This window comes from Paraburkholderia bryophila (assembly GCF_013409255.1).
Taxonomy (GTDB): Bacteria; Pseudomonadota; Gammaproteobacteria; order Burkholderiales; family Burkholderiaceae; genus Paraburkholderia.
The window spans coordinates 2,162,772-2,179,778 of the sequence record NZ_JACCAS010000002.1 but is presented as its reverse complement, the minus strand read 5'-3'; the positions used below and the strand labels follow the sequence as shown (position 1 = coordinate 2,179,778).

At 63.3% G+C, this 17,007-nt stretch carries 14 protein-coding genes; 2 read left to right on the top strand and 12 right to left on the bottom strand.

Annotated elements, in window-relative coordinates; all coding sequences use genetic code 11:
* The first annotated feature begins 82 nt into the window (after positions 1 to 82).
* Complete coding sequence (locus tag GGD40_RS30725; RefSeq protein ID WP_179747103.1) at positions 83 to 853, top strand: AraC family transcriptional regulator; 771 nt, start codon at positions 83 to 85, stop codon at positions 851 to 853.
* Here the strand turns inward: GGD40_RS30725 and GGD40_RS30720 are convergent.
* On the bottom strand, positions 846 to 1,787 hold the full coding sequence (locus GGD40_RS30720) for a phosphatidylinositol-specific phospholipase C (protein WP_257030628.1): 942 nt from the start codon (positions 1,785 to 1,787) through the stop codon (positions 846 to 848). The two genes, GGD40_RS30725 and GGD40_RS30720, sit on opposite strands and share 8 nt — an antisense overlap.
* A gap of 65 nt (positions 1,788 to 1,852) precedes the next feature.
* Between GGD40_RS30720 and GGD40_RS30715 the strand changes: the two genes are divergently transcribed.
* Positions 1,853 to 2,881 carry a LacI family DNA-binding transcriptional regulator gene (locus GGD40_RS30715; RefSeq protein ID WP_179746167.1) on the top strand — a complete coding sequence of 343 codons (1,029 nt, stop codon included), beginning with the start codon at positions 1,853 to 1,855 and terminating at the stop codon, positions 2,879 to 2,881.
* A 7-nt stretch (positions 2,882 to 2,888) separates the two neighbouring features.
* On the opposite strand, the gene ugpC is transcribed toward GGD40_RS30715, so the two are convergent.
* The 11 genes from ugpC to GGD40_RS30660 all read right to left on the bottom strand — a co-directional run bounded on the left by ugpC (position 2,889) and on the right by GGD40_RS30660 (position 16,073).
* Positions 2,889 to 3,968, bottom strand: coding sequence for a sn-glycerol-3-phosphate ABC transporter ATP-binding protein UgpC (gene ugpC / locus GGD40_RS30710; RefSeq protein ID WP_179710536.1), 1,080 nt, complete (start codon positions 3,966 to 3,968; stop codon positions 2,889 to 2,891).
* A 167-nt stretch (positions 3,969 to 4,135) separates the two neighbouring features.
* Entirely contained in the window at positions 4,136 to 5,341 is a 1,206-nt protein-coding gene (locus GGD40_RS30705; RefSeq protein ID WP_179746166.1) for a porin, read from the bottom strand.
* A 110-nt stretch (positions 5,342 to 5,451) separates the two neighbouring features.
* On the bottom strand, positions 5,452 to 6,309 hold the full coding sequence (locus tag GGD40_RS30700) for a carbohydrate ABC transporter permease (protein ID WP_257030627.1): 858 nt from the start codon (positions 6,307 to 6,309) through the stop codon (positions 5,452 to 5,454).
* Positions 6,306 to 7,178, bottom strand: a complete 873-nt coding sequence (locus GGD40_RS30695) for a carbohydrate ABC transporter permease (protein WP_179746164.1) — start codon at positions 7,176 to 7,178, stop codon at positions 6,306 to 6,308. Before GGD40_RS30695 ends, GGD40_RS30700 begins: the two co-directional genes overlap by 4 nt.
* A gap of 25 nt (positions 7,179 to 7,203) precedes the next feature.
* On the bottom strand, positions 7,204 to 8,442 hold the full coding sequence (locus tag GGD40_RS30690) for an ABC transporter substrate-binding protein (RefSeq protein WP_179746163.1): 1,239 nt from the start codon (positions 8,440 to 8,442) through the stop codon (positions 7,204 to 7,206).
* Positions 8,443 to 8,720: 278 nt separating this feature from the next.
* Positions 8,721 to 10,181 (bottom strand): GDL motif peptide-associated radical SAM/SPASM maturase, encoded by a 1,461-nt coding sequence (locus GGD40_RS30685; protein ID WP_179746162.1) that lies wholly within the window; start codon positions 10,179 to 10,181, stop codon positions 8,721 to 8,723.
* Positions 10,182 to 10,324: 143 nt separating this feature from the next.
* Complete coding sequence (locus tag GGD40_RS30680) at positions 10,325 to 10,909, bottom strand: DUF1842 domain-containing protein (protein ID WP_179746161.1); 585 nt, start codon at positions 10,907 to 10,909, stop codon at positions 10,325 to 10,327.
* 48 nt (positions 10,910 to 10,957) lie between these two features.
* Positions 10,958 to 11,578 (bottom strand): DUF1842 domain-containing protein, encoded by a 621-nt coding sequence (locus GGD40_RS30675; protein ID WP_179746160.1) that lies wholly within the window; start codon positions 11,576 to 11,578, stop codon positions 10,958 to 10,960.
* A 292-nt stretch (positions 11,579 to 11,870) separates the two neighbouring features.
* Positions 11,871 to 12,596 (bottom strand): aspartate/glutamate racemase family protein, encoded by a 726-nt coding sequence (locus GGD40_RS30670; protein WP_179710551.1) that lies wholly within the window; start codon positions 12,594 to 12,596, stop codon positions 11,871 to 11,873.
* On the bottom strand, positions 12,593 to 13,831 hold the full coding sequence (locus GGD40_RS30665; RefSeq protein WP_179710553.1) for an S-methyl thiohydantoin desulfurase domain-containing protein: 1,239 nt from the start codon (positions 13,829 to 13,831) through the stop codon (positions 12,593 to 12,595). Before GGD40_RS30665 ends, GGD40_RS30670 begins: the two co-directional genes overlap by 4 nt.
* On the bottom strand, positions 13,821 to 16,073 hold the full coding sequence (locus GGD40_RS30660) for a sigma 54-interacting transcriptional regulator (protein ID WP_257030741.1): 2,253 nt from the start codon (positions 16,071 to 16,073) through the stop codon (positions 13,821 to 13,823). Before GGD40_RS30660 ends, GGD40_RS30665 begins: the two co-directional genes overlap by 11 nt.
* Between the last annotated feature and the right edge of the window lie 934 nt (positions 16,074 to 17,007).

Here is a 17,007-nt window from a genome sequence, read left to right as displayed (position 1 = left end):
GCTCGGCAGTGGAATCGAAGAGCAGATGGTAGAGTCCTGCGACCCAGTCATCTCTCGAAGAATTGCCATGCATCGTTGCGAAATGGACAGCTTCGGTTTTCTGGCGAGCCAGAAGGCGCTCGAAGTCTCGCCCGTCACCGTCCTCGCCACCGACCAGCCCGCCCGCACCGCGTTTGCGCCGCATGCGCACAGCAGCGCGCAACTAATCTACGCGATCTCGGGTGTGATGATCGTGCGGGTGGCGGCCGGCAACTGGGTCGTGCCGACCGGCCGTGCGGTCTGGGTGCCGGGCGGCGTACGCCATGAAATCCAGATCGCCAGCGACGTGCAGATCCGCACGGTCTACGTGGCGGCGGAGGCGCGCGACACGCTGCCGGACAGTTGCCATGTGATCCTGGTGAGCGCGCTGCTGCGCGAGCTGATCGTGACCGCCGCCAAGCTGGGGCCGGCCGCGGGGCACGGTGAGCGCGAACGGCGCGTGCTGGCGTTGATCCTCGATGAAATCTGCGTGGCCGAACCTCTGCTACTGCATGTGCCGATGCCCTGTCATCCGGCGCTCCGCGAACTGTGTGCCGAGTTGATCGCGCAACCGTCGCTGGAAGCGACCTTGCAGGGATGGGCCGAGCGCGCCGGGATGAATCCACGCACCTTCGCCCGCGCGTTCCAACGCGAAACCGGTATGACGCATGGGGTGTGGTGCCGGCACACGCGAGTCTTGCTGAGTCTTCCGCAACTCGCGGGCGGCGCGTCGGTGCTCGACGTCGCGCTCGAACACGGCTACGACAGCCCCAGCGCTTTTACCGCCATGTTCCGCAAGGTGCTGGGGGTGGCGCCTAGCGAGTACTTCAAGTGAGGCCGTGCAGGCTCGCGTTACGCGCCACCAGCGCGCGAACCAGCGCCCAGTCCGCGTACTCGCAGAAATCGATCATCAGCGTGCCGCACGTACCCGTGTGAGACACGATCCGTTCGACCAGCATGTCGTTGATACCGCGCCGCCGGTCGTTCCCACAGGCCACCTTGCGAGGGTTCGCCGCCATCCCCGTGCCGCTGCAAAAGTTGACGATCCAGCGCTTGAGCGCACCGTGCTGGGTGATCGAAAGTAGCGATTCGATTGCGCGGTATTTGTAATCCATCGACGCCTCGACCGGTACGCGAAACTCGTCCTGAATAATGAACGCCGCGCCCGGCGTATCGAGTTCGAACGTGGCGTTGTCGGGCCAATTCGACAGATCGATGCCCAGTGCGCGATCGCTGGTGAATCGCCTCCACAGCACGATCGAACCGCGCGCCTCGCCCAGACGCGGAATCGTGTCGCCCAAATACCAACTCTGCTGCGCATAGCGCTCGACATACCACTCGAACGTCTGCGCGAAACTGCGCGTGCAATCCTGCGTGCCGCATTCGTCCTTCACCGACATCACGATGCATTCGCCGGGATGCTGCGATAGAAACTCGGCGCACGCGGCGATCACATCGTCGAACATCAGGCCGAGCGGAATGCGCGCGTGATTGATGTGGAAAACGTCCCCTTCATGCCGGCACCGGATATCCAGCACGCGCACGCCGTGCGCCAATTGTTCCGCCAGCGTCGCGCCTTGCGTTTTCGCCAGCGGATCCTCAACGGTGTACGCGCAACTATCGTGACTGCCCGGCAAGGCCAACTGACTCAGCAGGAGGTCGTCGCTCAGGCTCGACATCCAGCAAGCCGGCGCCAATGCTGATGATGCTAATTCCGGTGCCTCGCCGGAACAATCGCCCTGCCCGCTCATATCGTGTTCGACGGTCATCTTCCTGTCCTCTTGATCGGGCAAGCTGCGTTAAGCTAGCTTTGCGTCCCTTCATTCATTCACACATGCCTAAGAAACAAACGCTTTGGGTTACCGCCGCCGACGTCGCGCGCCGCGCCGGTGTGTCGCGCTCCGCCGTCTCGCGCGCCTTCTCGCCGACCGCGAGCATCGCACCCGAAACACGGCAGCGCGTGATGGAGGCCGCCGGCGCGCTCGGCTATCAGGTCAACCAGATCGCGCGCGAAATGATCATGCAGCGCAGCAGCATGGTCGGCGTCGTCACGGCGGGTTTCGAAAACCCGTTCCGCGCCAAGCTGCTCTCGCAGATCATCGCCGCGCTCGGGCGCCAGCAACTCACGCCGCTCGTCATGAACGCGGAAGATCCCGTGCAAATCAAGCATTCGCTGGAAATGCTGCTGAGCTACCGGATCGCCGGCATCATCATGACGTCGGCGTCGCCGCCGCTCGGCCTCGCTCGTCAGTACCTCGAACGCGAGATTCCGGTCGCGATGATCAACCGCGCGTCGGACCTGCCCGGCGCGGACGTCGTGGTGAGCGACAACGCGGCCGGCGCCGCGCTGGCCGCGCGCATGCTGGTCGACGCGGGGGCGACGCGGCTCGCTTTCGTCGGCCCGACGAAGACCAGCTACAACGGCAAATCGCGCCGCACCGGTTTTGTTCGCGCGGTCCAGCGCATCGCCAAAGACGAACCACGCCTCGTCGATCCGGTCCTGGTTCATGCCACGGAAGCCGATACCTATGAATGCGGCGTGGCGGCAGCGCAAGCCGTCCTCACGCAAACCCCGCGGCCCGACGGCGTGTTCTGTTCGTCGGATCTGCTGGCGTTGGGCTTTCTCGATGCCGCACGTCAGCACTTCTCGATCCGCGTGCCCGAAGACCTGCGCGTGGTCGGTTTCGACGATATCCCCGCCGCCGGCTACGAAAACTATCGACTCACCACGATTCACCAGGACACTTCCGGACTGGCGAATGCCGTGGTCGAAATGCTGATCGATCGTATGGAGTCGTTTTCCGGCGCCTCGCGAACTTACGTGGTGCCGGTCACGAGCGTGGTGCGCAAAAGCTGCGGCTGAAGCCCCTTCAATTCACGCGCCGCCCGCTCTGTCCGTCGAAAAAATGGAGCTGCGCGGCCGGTAAGGCGACGCCGAGTTGCTCGCCGGACGCCGGACGCTGGTGATACGGCAGGCGCACCACCAGGCTCTGCTTGCCGAGACGGCCGAACGCGAGATTGTCGGCACCCAACATCTCGCAGGCGTCGACGGGTAGAGGGATCGGCTGATCGCTGGTCACCGTCACGTGTTCGGGACGAATGCCGAGCACGGTCTCGCGATTCGCTTCGACCTGCACGCCGGCATCGCCCGCGCCCGCAATCGGAATGCGCGGACCGTCGTCGACGTCGAAGTGCTGTCGGTCGGCCGTCAAACGCCCACGCAGCAGATTCATCGCGGGCGCACCCATAAAACTCGCGACAAACGTGCTTTGCGGACGCTCATAGATCTGTTCCGGCGTACCGATCTGCTCGATCCCGCCTTGATTCAGCACGACGATGCGTTGCGCGAGCGTCATGGCCTCCACCTGATCGTGCGTGACATACAGCGAGGTCGTACCCAGCCGCGCGTGCAGATTGCGAATCTCCGCCCGCATCTGACTGCGTAATTTCGCGTCGAGGTTGGACAGCGGTTCGTCGAACAGAAAGAGCGCGGGTTCGCGCACGATCGCGCGGCCCATGGCGACACGCTGACGCTGACCACCCGACAGCGCGTGCGGCTTGCGTTCGAGCAAGGCTTCAAGCGAGAGCATCCGCGCGGTTGCGGCGACGCGTTCCTGCACCTTGTCCGCCGACATGCCGCGCATACGCAGACCGAACGCGATGTTCTGCGCGACCGTCATGTGCGGATAGAGCGCGTAGCTTTGAAACACCATCGCGACATTACGCTCCTGCGGCGCGATCTGATTGACGACACGCGAGCCGATCCTGATGTCGCCCGAGGTGATGCTGTCGAGTCCCGCCGTCATTCTCAACAGGGTCGACTTGCCGCAACCGGACGGCCCGACCAGCACGACGAATTCGCCGTCCGTCACATCCAGATCGATATCGCGCAACACCTGCTGCCGACCGTGCCGCGTCTTGCAGACCGCACGGAGTGTGAGTGTAGCCACCGTGTATTCCTTGTCGTATTACCGTCGCATCCCGCATTCCGCATCCTGCTGCGAAGCAAAAACCGCCACACAAAGCGGTCTCTCCTGCGTCACCCTGAGTCGCAACACAAGAGAGACCTGAACCGCAGAGACATGAGCGCCGCCCACCACCGCGGCGACACGCATGATCAGAAGCGGTGCAGAATGCCGACGCCCGCCGTGAACTGAGTGCTCGTCGACGACGGCGAACCGTTGAAGCCGTCGCCGATCGATGCCGTGGCGTCGATGATCTTCACGCCGTTCGAGCCGATCGTCTTGCCGCTCGAATGTTGATACGCTTCGCCCAGATACAGACCCGTGCGGGACGACAGGCTGTAGTACTGCGTCAGCGAAATCTGATGGTATTGCGCCGCGCTGCTGATCCCGTTCGACTGCGTCGCGCGCGTATAGCTATAACCGCCCGCGAAATCCCAGCTCACACTCGGCTTCCAGTGCAAGACCGCGCCCGCCGTATTGAAGGTCGCCGTGTTCAGGAACGCCGAGCCCACGCCCGGGATGTACTGCACGTTCGAGTACGACACCGACACGTCCCACGCCGGCGAGAACTTGTAGCCGGCCGTCACCGCCACGCGCTGCTGCGCTTGCGCGGTCGCGTAGCCGTTGTTGATGGCCGAGATGCCGGGCTGGCCGCCGGAGTTCGTGGTCGAGTCCGTGCCCCACGCGCCGCCGCCAACGGTCGAGTTGTTGACGCGCTGGAAGCCCGCTGCAATGCCGAACGGTCCATTCAGGTACTGGATCGCCGCGCTCCAGGTCGAGCCGCGATTGGTGCTGCCCGCCACACCGCCGAGCGCATACGAACCGCTGACCGTAAAGCCGTAGAACTTCGGCGACGTATAGACCAGCGAGTTGTTCGCGCGAATCGTGGTGTCGAGCGAATCGAGATCGCCCGGGTGCGCGCCGAAGAAACCGGTCAGATATGTGGTCGGGCTATACGGCGAAAGCAGCGTGTAGTACGCCGTGTATTGACGGCCCGCCGTCAACGTACCGTAGGCCGGATTCGTCAAACCGATCCATTCCTGGCGCGTGAACATGCCGCCCGTGAATTGCGATTGACCGTTCTGGCTATTCACGCCGGCTTCGAGCTGGAAAATCGCCTTCGAACCGCCGCCGAGATCTTCGCTGCCCTTCAGGCCGAACCGGCTGCCGGCCCATGCGCCGTTCGACGCCGTGATCGCCGAGTGGCCGCCTGTCGTCGAACCGCGCGACGTGCTGCTGTTCTGATAAACGAGGCCGTTATCGATCACCCCGTAGAGCGTGACGCTGCTTTGCGCGTGAGCCGCCGTGGTCGCGACGAGGCCCGCAGCCGCCAGCGCGACCGCCAAATGCTTGTTCATTTTCGTGGATCTCCAGATGGTAGGTAGACGAGCGCGAAGCACCCGACACATTGACAAAGTCACCCGACGCAGGCGCCATCGACCAGCGCGTGCCGCCTGCTTTATTCGCTCTACTTCAGCCCACCGGAAAAGCCGCGCAGCAGATAGCGCTGCACGTATCCCGCGACGGCCAGGGTCGGCAGCGAAGCGATCATGCCGACGCTCATCAGATCGCCCCAGTCGATACCGTTTTCGGTGACGTAGCCGGCCACCGCGAGCGGCAACGTAAAACGGCTCGGCGTGGTGAGAAACAGCAGCGCCAGCAGAAACTCGTTCCACGCCGCGATCAGCACGAAGATCGCGGTGGCGACGAGTCCTGGCGCGCACAACGGCAGCACGATATAGACGAGCCGCTGGATAAGACCCGCGCCGTCCAGGCAGGCGGCCTCTTCATAATCGATCGGCACTTCGCGCACGAACGAGAGCAGCATCCAGATCGACAGCGGCAGCGTGTACACCTGGTAGGCGAGCATCAAGCCGAATTCGGAATCGAGCAGATGCAGGTTCTTCGCGAGCGTGAACAACGGCACCGCCACGGTGATCGGCGGCATCAGCTTGACGGCCAGCACCAGCATCAGGAACAGCAGATCGAGGCGCGCCGGAAAGCGCATGCGCACGAGTGCATAAGCGGCCGGAAAAGCGAGGGCGAGCGACAACACGGTCGTCCCACAACTCACGAGCACCGAGTTCAGCAACTGCCGGCCGATACCGCTCGCCCATACCGATTCGAAATGCTGCAGGGTCGGCACATGCGGCCACAGCAACAGCGGATGATCGAGACGTTCGAGCGTCGGCGTGAACGCGGCGCCGACCATCCAGATACAAGGCAGCAGCAACAGGATCAGTGCGATGATTCGCAACAGCCAAAGCGCGGCTTGTCGGCCCAGGCCCACCGGACGCCACGCGGAAGACGACGTAGCAGTATTCATCGCGCGCGCGCCTTGCGGATCGACAGCCATACGTTGGCCGACACCAGTACCGCCGAGATCAGCAGCATCAGCACCGAAGCGGCGCTCGCCGGCCCGACGTTGAAGAAGCGGAAACCTGTGTCGTAGATATAGGTGGACAGCGTTTGCGTCGCATTGCCGGGCCCGCCTCCCGTCAGCGCATAGACCTTGTCGAACAGCTTGAAGGTGTCGATCGAACGCAGCAGCATGGCGAGCACGATTTGCGGAACGATCAGTGGCAACGTGATGTGGCGCAGACATTGCCACTCGCTCGCGCCGTCGGTGCGAGCCGCTTCATACAGTTCCGGTGCGATGGACTGCAAGCCGGCGAGAATGATCAGAAAGGCCATTGGCGTCCATTGCCAGACATCCACCAGAATCAGCGACCAGATCGCGAGGTGCGGATCGGACAGCCATTGCACGCCGGGCAGATCGAACACCGCCAGCAGCGCGTTCAGAAACCCGCTGTAGTTCAGCCAGTTGCGCCAGATCGCCGAGCACACCAGGGTGGACAGTATCATCGGCAGAATCGCGAGCGGAATGATGAAACGGCGGCCGGCAAACGCGCGCGCGAACAGCAACGCCAATGCGCCGCCGAGCACGACTTCGAGCACCGAAGCCGCGACCGTGAACTGCAGCGTATTGGCGAAGCTCGCGGCAAACTCGCTGTCGCCGAGCACCGCGCGATAATTTTCCAGCCCGGTAAAGAGGCGGTGGCCCGACGCATAGTCGACATTGAAGAAAGAGTCGACCAGCACGCGCAGGACCGGATACAGCGCAAGCACGCCGAGCACCAGCAAAGCGGGACCCACCAGCAGGACCAGTGGCAGATAGCGGCGCACGGCGTTCATGGAATAGATCGACAGGACGACGGGGTTATTGGGCCGCGGCGGCAAGCGCCGGCGTGATCTTCTGCGCGGCCTGATGCAAGGCGGCGTCCGGTGCGAGCTGGCCGGTCAGCACCAGTTGCAACGCGTCGCCGAGAATGCTCTCGATCTGCTGCCAGTCCTTCACACGCGGACGGGCGCGGCCGGCCTCGAGCGCCTTGAGCTGATCCGGATACCAGCGGAATTGCTTCACCAGCGCCGGATCTTCGAACACGCTCCTACGGGTCGGCGGAATGCCCATCGCGGCCAGACGCGTTTGCGTATCTCGCTGGGTCAGATAGACCAAGAACTCTTGTGCGAGCGTGGCGTGCGGCGCGTCTTTCGGAATCGCCATCTGCCAGATGCCGAGCATCGGCGACGGTCCTTTCACCTGGCCGGGCGGCGCCTGCAACGCGACTTCGCCGACCACGCGCGACTGCTTCGGATCGTCGAGCGCGGGAATCCAGGCCGGCCAGACTTCCAGCGCCTGCGCCGCCGCGCCCTTCTGCAACGCGTCGCGCACTTCGGCTGCGCCGTAAACCGCGACGTCCTTCGGTGCGTTGTTCTTCAGCGCGACGAACATTTTCAGGGCCGCCAGCGCTTGCGGGGAATCGATCGTCACCTTGCCGCCCTGATCGATCACGTCGCCGCCGTACGCCCATAGAATCGGCAGGAAACCGGTCACGACCGGGTTGCCCTTCGCGCCGCGAAACACCACGCCGGACACGTCTTTATCGGCGGCGCCGGTGGTCTGCGCGATCTTCAGCACGTCGTCCCAGTTGCGCGGCGGCTGCAGCTTGTATTTCGCCAGCAAGTCCTTCCGATAAGCGAACATTTCGACGTTGCCCACCACCGGCAGCGCGTACAAGCCGCCCGACGGCGCGCGGCCGAGCGCGACGGTCGACGCGACCATGTCCGCATCGGCGAGGTTCGCCGGCAGCGGCTTGAGCCAGCCGTTCGACATGAATTCGGGCGACCAGGTGTCGTCCATCATCACCAGATCGAACGCGCCGGTGCCTTCGCGCATCGACAGTTTCAGCTTCTGGTAGAGGTTCGCATTGGGCAGCTTCAGCAGTTCGATGTCCGCGCCGGGATGCAGCTTCGTAAAGCCGGCGACGGCGCCCGCCAGGCCGCGTCCGTAGATGTCGTCGCGGCCGGCGATCACGAGATCGGCTGCGCCGGCGCTCGCCGCGGCAAGGGATAAGGCGACGGCAACGGACACGGCGCGCAGGCTGCTGAACAGTTTCATGCGATCTCTCGGTGAAGGAACGGAAGTCGGGCGGGTTGATTGCAACCGTGTGCAACGCCAGGTACAAATCTCTCTCAATGCACGGCCGCCATTCTGGCTGTGGATCGTTAAAGATTTGTGGCAAGGGAATGGAAAGGTGCCGGCCGGCTGCTGAAGGGGGGGGAAACGCGGGCATGGGTCCGCCCGGCGCACGAGCAGCCGCCGGGCGTGAAATCGGGGATCTGGGGAGACTGAAAGCGGCTCGCGTCGACGAATCAGGCGAAGCCGCACAACGACGATCAACCGGCCGGTTGACCCAGCAGGTGTTCGAGATTGCTGATCAGTGCGCGGCGGTATTGCGCCTGCTCTTCATAGGTTCGCGCGGAGGCTTCGATATCCGCGCTGCAATGCGGACAGGTTTGCTCGTTCGTGTGAACGTAGCCATTGCAGTTACGGCATAACGCCAGTTTCGTCGGCACACGACCCACTTCGGGCGCGCGCTTGCCTTTGTTCTTCCACGTGAGTTCGATGGTTTGCCCCGAGCGGACGATGCTCGCCACCGGCGTGCCGTCCGAGATCTTCTCGGTCACCAGATCGAAACGCCCCACCGCGAACGACGCCTTCCCGGCTTCCTCGACTTTGACGATCCGCTCGCGCAGCCCCTGCTTCTGCAGTTCGATCACGCGATAGTGGCAATACGGATTGTTGCCGGGCTTGCCGAGTAATGAATGCGACGTCCACGTACAGCCGCCGCGGCACACGTCCGCGTAATAGCAGGTGCGGCAGAAGCCCCACAGATCGTCCACCGAGCGCAGCCGGCCGAAATGGATCGCCTCGCTCGTCCGCCAGATTTCTTCCAGCGAAAGATCGCGCACGTTGCCGCCCGCAAAGCCGACCGTCGCCAGCGACGGGCATCCTTTGACCGTGCCGTCCGCCTCCAGCGCGATCACCTGTTGCCCCGCGCTACAGCCGGTCCAATGCACGCGCTCGTCGCCGAAACCGCGCCACAAATGTTCATAAGGACCGTAGTAGCCGATGTTGTTGCCCACGTTCATCAACAAGCCGTGGCTCAAGCCGCGTTTGTAGAGGTCCGCCAGTAACGGCATCAATTCCTGCAACTGGTACGGCTGCAGCAGCAGTTCGTCGTTGTCGGCGGCGTTGCCCATCGCCACCGTCAGTTGAATCTGCCAGTGCGTCGCGCCGAGTTCGATGATGGTGTCCATCAGCGCCGGCAGATCCGGCAGGGTCGCCGCACCGATCTGCGTGTTGACGCTGGTGGCGAGACCGGCGACGCGGGCGCGCTTGAGCGTGTCGACGGCCTTGCCGAACGACCCGGGCACGTTGCGCACCTTATCGTGCAGCGGCTGCATGCCGTCGAGCGACACGCCCACACCGTTCAGCCCCGCTTCGACGGCTTGCGCGAGCCGCGCCGGATTCAGATTGCGGCCGCCGGTTTGAATGGCGCAGTACATGCCGTGCGAGCGGATCGCCTTGATTAGCTGGATCCAGTCTTTGCGCAGATAAGCTTCGCCGCCGATCAGCGACACTTCGCGCGTGCCGAGCCGGGCCAGCGACTCGATGACTTCAAGACACTCTTCGGTATTCAGTTCGTTGGGGCGGCGGCGACCCGCGCGGGAGCCGCAATGCAAACACTTCAGATCGCAGGCCAACGTAATTTCCCACACCACATGAACGGGAACGAAGCGCTGAAAGTCATCGTCGCGCAAATAGCGGGCCGGCTGCTGACTGGTCTCGTGCATGTTGCTTCCCTTCTCGTGTGTGGGTTCCCGCGACTGCACCGCTGCTTATCGCCCCTTCCCGGCGACGCACGGCGTTGCGCAATTGCGTCGCTACGTCGCCAGGAAGGCAGGCGCCCAGGAGCGCCTACGCCTGTTGCCGTCGATTAAGCACGCCCTTCCAGCCGGGCGATCTCGGCGTTCAGTTTGGTCAGCTCGCTCTGAATGTTGCCGGCGTCGGCCAACTGCTGTTCAGCCTGGCGCGCCAGCGACTTCATCTGGCTCAGATCGCCGGAGGCCTTCGCCTGCTGCAAACCCACGCCATAGAGCGGCGCGACCGGCTGGTTCGGCTCGCGCGGCTGCAGTGCGCCGACGAGCGTGACGATCGCGTGTTCGACGTCGTGCCAGCGCTGGTTGTCGAAGTACTTGTAGCCGGCCTGCCCCGACTGCCAGCTGCTCTTCAGCACGCCGTGAAACTGGAACGTCTCCGCGAGACCGCTGGTCGGTCCCGACGGATTGCCCGACAACGTCAGGACGATGATCGGATCCGTGCCGGGCGCGAGTTGAAGCTGGCTGTAATTGCCCCAGACGTCCGCATGGAATTCCAGCGGCGGATAGGTCGACTGATAGATCCGGGCCACGCCGCTCACTCGCTTGGCCGGCGTGTTGACGAGCAGGGACAGCGTGAGAACGGGCGCGCCGATCGCGGGCGTCGCGACGCGCAGATTAACCGGGAAAAGACCGACAGTCATGGCGATAACTCCTGTGAACAAGGGGTAGCGAAACGTGACGAGCCAGCGTTAGCGAGCGGCTTCGAGCCGGGCGATTTCCGCCTTCAGTTCGCTCAGGCCGGTCTGAATGCTTTCGCGGCTGTCGAGTTGCTGTTGCGCGAAGCTCGCCAGCGTCTTCATATGCGCGAGATCGCCGCTTGCCAGCGCATGCTGGATGCTCACGCCGTACAGCGGTGTCGGACCGCCATGCGGGTTGCTCGGAATCACGGGACCGGGTTCCAGCGGCACGAATTCCGGATCGAGCCTCGCCGGCACGTTGGATACTTCAAGCCAGCGGCCATCGTTCAGATAGCTGTAGTTGGCGACGCCGTGTTGCCAGTCGCTGTCCAGCACCAGATGCAGGCGGAAGGTCGTGATCGAGTTCGATTCCGGGCCGCCGGTGTTGCCCTGCAGAACCACCAGGATGCGCGTCTCGGACGGCGGCATCAGCGCCATATACGTGAAGGTGCCCCACGTGTCGGCATGGAAATCGAGTGGCGGATTCACCGCCTGCGTGATCGATGCGCCGCCGACGACGCTGCGTCGGGGCGTATCGACCAGAAGTCCGAGCGTGAGCGTCGGCGCGCCCGGCAATCCGGTACCGACGACATAGCGGGCCGGGAATAGGCCAATACGGGGAAGGGTAGCCATGCTGTTTTCCTGGTGGGTGGTTGAACGACGGTGAACGACGATGAACGACAACGGCGGTTGCCTCGAACGCGGCAGACAATATGCAAGCCATGTGCCAATGAAGCGGCACGCCGCGTGGCAGGCGTTGATCGATTCCGGCACGCGCGCAGTGGACGGAGGCGTCCCTTTGATGGGTGCGTAGTGGACGATTTCGTCCACTAGTAGTCGGCGCGTGCAGTAAACGACAAAGCATCCGGGTCAGGGATGTTCCCCCGAGCCGGATGCTCTGGACTCGCTACGCTTCAGGAAAGCGTCAGGACGGAATGACGTACTTGCTATAAGTCAGCCGGCTCGGGCGGACCCGCATCCGCACCAGCGAAACGAGCAAGCTGAAACCGGCGTGATTGGGATCGATCACCGGCACGTAAGCCCCCAACGCTTCTTCGAGCAGCACGCCCACGCGGCTGGCCACATCGACGAAACCGGTGCAGCCGAGCAGGATGGATTGCGCGCCGTCTTCGTTGATCGCTTTCATGGCCTGCTCGAAGGTCTTGGCGACCACCACGTCGGTGTTGTCGAGCTGATCCACCGGGCAATTGATCGCGCGAATCGACGCAAAGTTATCCTGCAGCCCATAGCTCTGCGGATGACCTCGCTGCATGGCGAGCGTGCTTTGCAGAATCGTGATGATCGAAAAGCGCTGGCTGAGCATCAACGCCGCGAACGCCGAGGTCGGAAATCCGCCGATGATCGGAATGTCGATCACCTCTCTGGCCGCCTCGACACCCGCCATGTCGAAGTCAGTCAGCCAGATGCCGTCGAAACCTTCTTTCGCAATCTGGCGCGCGAGTGTCACGACCGGCATGCCGTTTTCGAGCCAGTTGGTGCGATTCTCGATACACGGGTGGCCGCTGGTGATATTACGCACCTCGACCTGAACGTCGGGCGGCACGACGGGCGCAACGGCCTTCATGATGCGGTCGTTGAACTGGTTCGTCGCGACCGGCACGAGGACGCAAATACGAAGCGGCGCGCTCAAGACAATTCTCCCCGAAGCGGCGACGATTGCAGCTTGCCCACCGGCACGTAAGGGCCGAGATAGCCGAGCGGTTCAAGCAGCTCAAGGAAACTCTCGAGTATCAGGCCATCGGGCACGGTCAGCGGCGCTTCGGCTTCCCAGCCGATCAGCGTCACCTTGCGCTTGCCGACCACCGGGTTGAGCGAACCGTCCTCCATCACCAGATCGCCGTTGGTGAAAATCGACTGACCGTCGCCTTCGACGAAATACGCCACGCTGTCCGGCGCCAGCACGATCGGCTGCGGGCGGCGGCTGTCCCACGCGATCAGCGATTCGTTCTGATAGACCACGGTATAGGTATGTTGCCCCGCCTTGATGCCGATCTTGCCCACGTCGAATCCGCCGCTCGTGTCCACTTTGGCCGACACCAGTTCGCCCGGCTCGGAGATCGCACGCGCCGAGAGGCCGCCGTGCTCGGCCAGCCAGGCGATCATTTGGGGGACGTTGCGGACCCGGCCCGCGCCGAGCGCACGACCCAGCGTCAACGCACGGGTCAGCGTGCCGCGAATCGGCATTGCACCGCCGAGTTCGGCCGGCGTCATCACCCACATTGCAAGGCCGCCGAACTGGTTGAATTCCGGATCGCCGACGATCGGCCGGATCATCTGTTCGACAATCGCCGAGACATCGCGCTGATGCGACGTGCCGCCGCTCGTATGGCTGTGGCGCGGCGTCACGTTCAGTTCGACGTTAAGTCCGCCCTGGCTCACGAGATAGGCCGGCCGCGGATCGATTTCGCGGGCCGCGTATGTGAGCATCGGCAGCGAGGGCACGGCGCGGCCGGCGCCGTCGGCGTCGATCACCGCGAGGCCCAGCTTCGCGGCCACCAGACACGCCACGCTAAAGCCCAGCGCGCCGCTCTCCGGCGGCGCGATGTAGGCCAGCTTGCGGCCTTGCGCCGCCAGCCGCTCCTGCACGCTCTGCACGGCCAGCACGGGGCCCGTCGGATAGGTGGCCGAGTTGATCGCTTCCGGCGCGCCGAGATAGGCCACCATGACGGCGTCTCCCAACGCGTCGGGGCCCGAGGCTTCTTCGACCGTCACGACGTTGACCGTCTCGCGCGGGTAGTAATCGCCCTTGCGAAAATGCGCGGCCAGATGACGCGCCGACTCGACCGTACCGCCGCCGCCGCTGCCGAAGAAAGCGCCCCCGAGCAGCAAGGGTTCCAGATCCTGTGGACCGAGTTCATAGGCCATGTGCCATTCCTTTTTTTTGCGGTTGGAGGGAATCGGTATTACGTAATTCGGCCAGCAGGCGGAGCGCGCGCATCGCGCCGGGCGCCGGGCGGGCGGAGGACTCGGCGCGCAGCGCGCGCTCGAGTACGTCGGTGGCATCGGTACGGCGGCCGGTCTGGTTGAGCAGGTCGGCGAGGTAGGTCGAGGCGGCGATCCGCGCCGGCACGGAACCCAGCGCGCGCGCGGTGGAGATCGCGCTGCGCAGGCCCTGCTCGGCTTCCGTCATGTCGCCGAGGGCCCATTGCGCGCGTGCCCTGACGATCAGCAGTTCGCCGAGATAAACGCGCTCCTGCCGTTCAATGACTTCATCGAGCGCGCCGGCAAGCAGCGTCTCGCACGCCTGCGGACGTCCCGCACGCAACAGCAGTTCACCGTGCTGCCAGGTCTTGAACGAATAGAACAACGCTCCGCCGTTGTTCGCCATGTGATTGTCATAGCCGTCCAGCAGCGTGGCCTGAGCCTCGTCGAGCGAACCGCGCGCGCTGAGGTAACAGGCGCGGAACACTTTGCCCACGCCGCGATAGAAGGTGAAACCCGCCACTTTGGACACGGCATCCAGTTCACTGGCCAGCTCGCCGAGCCGGTCGATTTCGTTGAAAAGGAACGCGAGCCATGCCGCGCCCTGCAGATCGAGGACGTGGCCGAGCGCGTGATCGTTGCCGTCCGAGGTGCGGGCGATCAGCGTTTCCATCGACCGGCGCGCGTTGTCGACGGCGCCGATCTGGAAGCCGGCGAGACCTTCGAAGGTTAACGCGAGGCCCGCCAGGTCCAGACCCTGAACGCCGATGCGCCGGTCCTTGCGGCCAATGCCGGCCAATCCGCCACGCGTGAGACACGCCAGTGCCTCTTCGCTGTCGCCCAGCCAGAACAGCGTATTGACCATGGCGATGTGCGCTTCGTCGAGCGTCGCCTGGCGGCCCATGCCTTGCGCCTGTTGCAGCAGATTCTGCGCGGTCGCGCGGGCCTCGGTCAGTTGCAGGGTCGTCAGTTGCGTCGTCCACACGCCGAAGCGCACCGACGCCAGTTCGTCCTCGTCGCACACGCCTTGACCTGCGGCCAGCGCGGCCAGATAACACGCGGTCGCTTCGGCATGCAGCCAGCCGTACACGCTGCGCAGACTTACCCCGAGCATGCGATAGGCTTCGAACTGGAGGTGACGCGTGTCGTCCGGGCCATTGCTCTTCAGCAACAGATCGAGGCAGCGGCGCAATAGCGGAATGGCCTCCTGGAATTGCGATGCATTGACCAGCGTGTCGGCCTGCGCCAGACAATCGCGCGCCGCGTGGTGCCGCTCTTCACGCGCCTTCTGTCTGCGCTCGATCGTCTTGCGACTCACGCCCAACAGCACCGCGGCGGCGCTCTTGTTGTTCGACGTGCGTTCGAGCGCGCGATCGATCAGCAGGTTTTCCGCTGCCGCCAGTTTGTCGCAACCGTCGAGTTGCATTAACTGATCCGCCAGGGCGACGCGCGAGTTCGTGTCGACCGCGCCGGTGACGAGGAACGGCGTCAACATGTCGGCGTCGATCCGCGTGCGCTCCGCGAGCACGCTCAACTGGCTGATCAGATTGCGCAACTGGCGGATATGACCCGGCCATGCCTGCTGACAGAGACAACGGATCGCCGTCGGCGTGAATTCAATAACGCGCGTTTGCTGAGCGGCGAAATGAGCGACGAGCAACGGAATGTCGTCGGCACGCTGGTCGAGACCCGGCACGTTGAGCACGAACACCGCGAGGCGATAGAACAGATCTTCGCGGAAGCGTCCTTCGTGAACCGCGTGGCGCAGATCGCGATGCGTCGCGGCAACCACGCGCCCTTCGAAGCGCACGTTGACCGATGAACCGACCGGTCGGAAGCTGCGCGTTTCCAATGCCCGTAACAATTTCGGTTGCAGGGTCAACGGCAACTCGCCGATCTCGTCGAGAAAGAGCGTGCCCTGCCCGACTTGCCGAAGCAGACCGTCGCGATGGTCGGACGCGCCGGTGAACGCGCCCTTCACGTGGCCGAACAGTTCGGCCTCGACCAGGTGCTCGGGAATCGCACCGCAATTGACGTCGACGAACGGCTCGTCGCGATTCAGGCCGAGCGCGTGAATGCGCCGTGCCACCAACTCCTTGCCCGAGCCCGTGGGCCCCATGATCAATAACGCATGATGAGTGGGCGCCACGCGGTCGATCATCCGCACCAACTGGCGGAAGGCCATCGACGAGCCGATGAACGTGGCGTCGTCCGGAGCTTGCGCGCGCGTGCGCGACTCACTCGACGAAGGTTGAGTATCGAACTCCATCATATGACGCGCCCCGGGCACGGCCTCCACATCACGATGACAAGCGGTAGGACTTCTTTAGCCGCAGAGCGAACCGGCGATACGACGCCCGACACGGTCACCCTATGCGCTCCGCATGGGACATACCGCGCATTCACTCATGCAATCCGGATACTCTTTGTCTTCGGTGGCTTTCAATAACCGCCATGTAATTCCAATGACATGCACTGGAATGGTTACGTCAGTAATATATTTTTTATGCTTATTAATTAGTTTTGCGAAAAACCTCTTTCGCAGTTGCGCACTTCACGGTTCCAGCAGCGTGGCTGACTGTGTTATCGGCATCAGGAACATTAAGCTTAGCAAAGTTACACTGAAATTTGCCATGGACTCCATTGTGATTTGCACTTAGCCTGGCTTCACGCAATGGTAGTTGTGGCGGGTGATTATTTCTGGTTAAAACACCTGATAAGCAAACCAGATCAATGTGACAGGCTCAGGTCGATCAGGCGGCTCTGCTCCGTCTTGTCTTTTTCCGACGGGGGCATTTTTTGTGAATTTATGCGTTGCGGGTTCTTCGTGAAGTCTTCCTCTAAAAGCTGGAGCGTCATCTAAAATTACTTGGACATTCGCTCATCACGAGGCATAGAATTCCATCAGATTAGCAATCCGCGGAAGGTCGCTGAAATCTTGCAAGTCGCTACGGCAGCACCGTTTGTCTGGTTCCTGAGCTTCGTCGAGTACGACGCCACGCGTGATGGGATTGAGTCCCGCGCGCTGCGCGCATTGGCTCCCCTCTCCTGTCGCTTGCCTCATGCAGCAACGCATTTTGCGTTGCTGAGCCGCACGGTCAATTGCGTGACTATGCAAT

Coding starts and splice junctions, on each gene's coding strand:
- GGD40_RS30725 (WP_179747103.1), top strand. CDS start 83: ATGGACAGCTTCGGTTTTCTGGCGAGCCAGAAGGCGCTCGAAGTCTCG.
- GGD40_RS30720 (WP_257030628.1), bottom strand. CDS start 1,787: ATGACCGTCGAACACGATATGAGCGGGCAGGGCGATTGTTCCGGCGAG.
- GGD40_RS30715 (WP_179746167.1), top strand. CDS start 1,853: ATGCCTAAGAAACAAACGCTTTGGGTTACCGCCGCCGACGTCGCGCGC.
- GGD40_RS30705 (WP_179746166.1), bottom strand. CDS start 5,341: ATGAACAAGCATTTGGCGGTCGCGCTGGCGGCTGCGGGCCTCGTCGCG.
- GGD40_RS30700 (WP_257030627.1), bottom strand. CDS start 6,309: ATGAATACTGCTACGTCGTCTTCCGCGTGGCGTCCGGTGGGCCTGGGC.
- GGD40_RS30695 (WP_179746164.1), bottom strand. CDS start 7,178: ATGAACGCCGTGCGCCGCTATCTGCCACTGGTCCTGCTGGTGGGTCCC.
- GGD40_RS30690 (WP_179746163.1), bottom strand. CDS start 8,442: ATGAAACTGTTCAGCAGCCTGCGCGCCGTGTCCGTTGCCGTCGCCTTA.
- GGD40_RS30685 (WP_179746162.1), bottom strand. CDS start 10,181: ATGCACGAGACCAGTCAGCAGCCGGCCCGCTATTTGCGCGACGATGAC.
- GGD40_RS30680 (WP_179746161.1), bottom strand. CDS start 10,909: ATGACTGTCGGTCTTTTCCCGGTTAATCTGCGCGTCGCGACGCCCGCG.
- GGD40_RS30675 (WP_179746160.1), bottom strand. CDS start 11,578: ATGGCTACCCTTCCCCGTATTGGCCTATTCCCGGCCCGCTATGTCGTC.
- GGD40_RS30665 (WP_179710553.1), bottom strand. CDS start 13,831: ATGGCCTATGAACTCGGTCCACAGGATCTGGAACCCTTGCTGCTCGGG.
- GGD40_RS30660 (WP_257030741.1), bottom strand. CDS start 16,073: ATGGCCTTCCGCCAGTTGGTGCGGATGATCGACCGCGTGGCGCCCACT.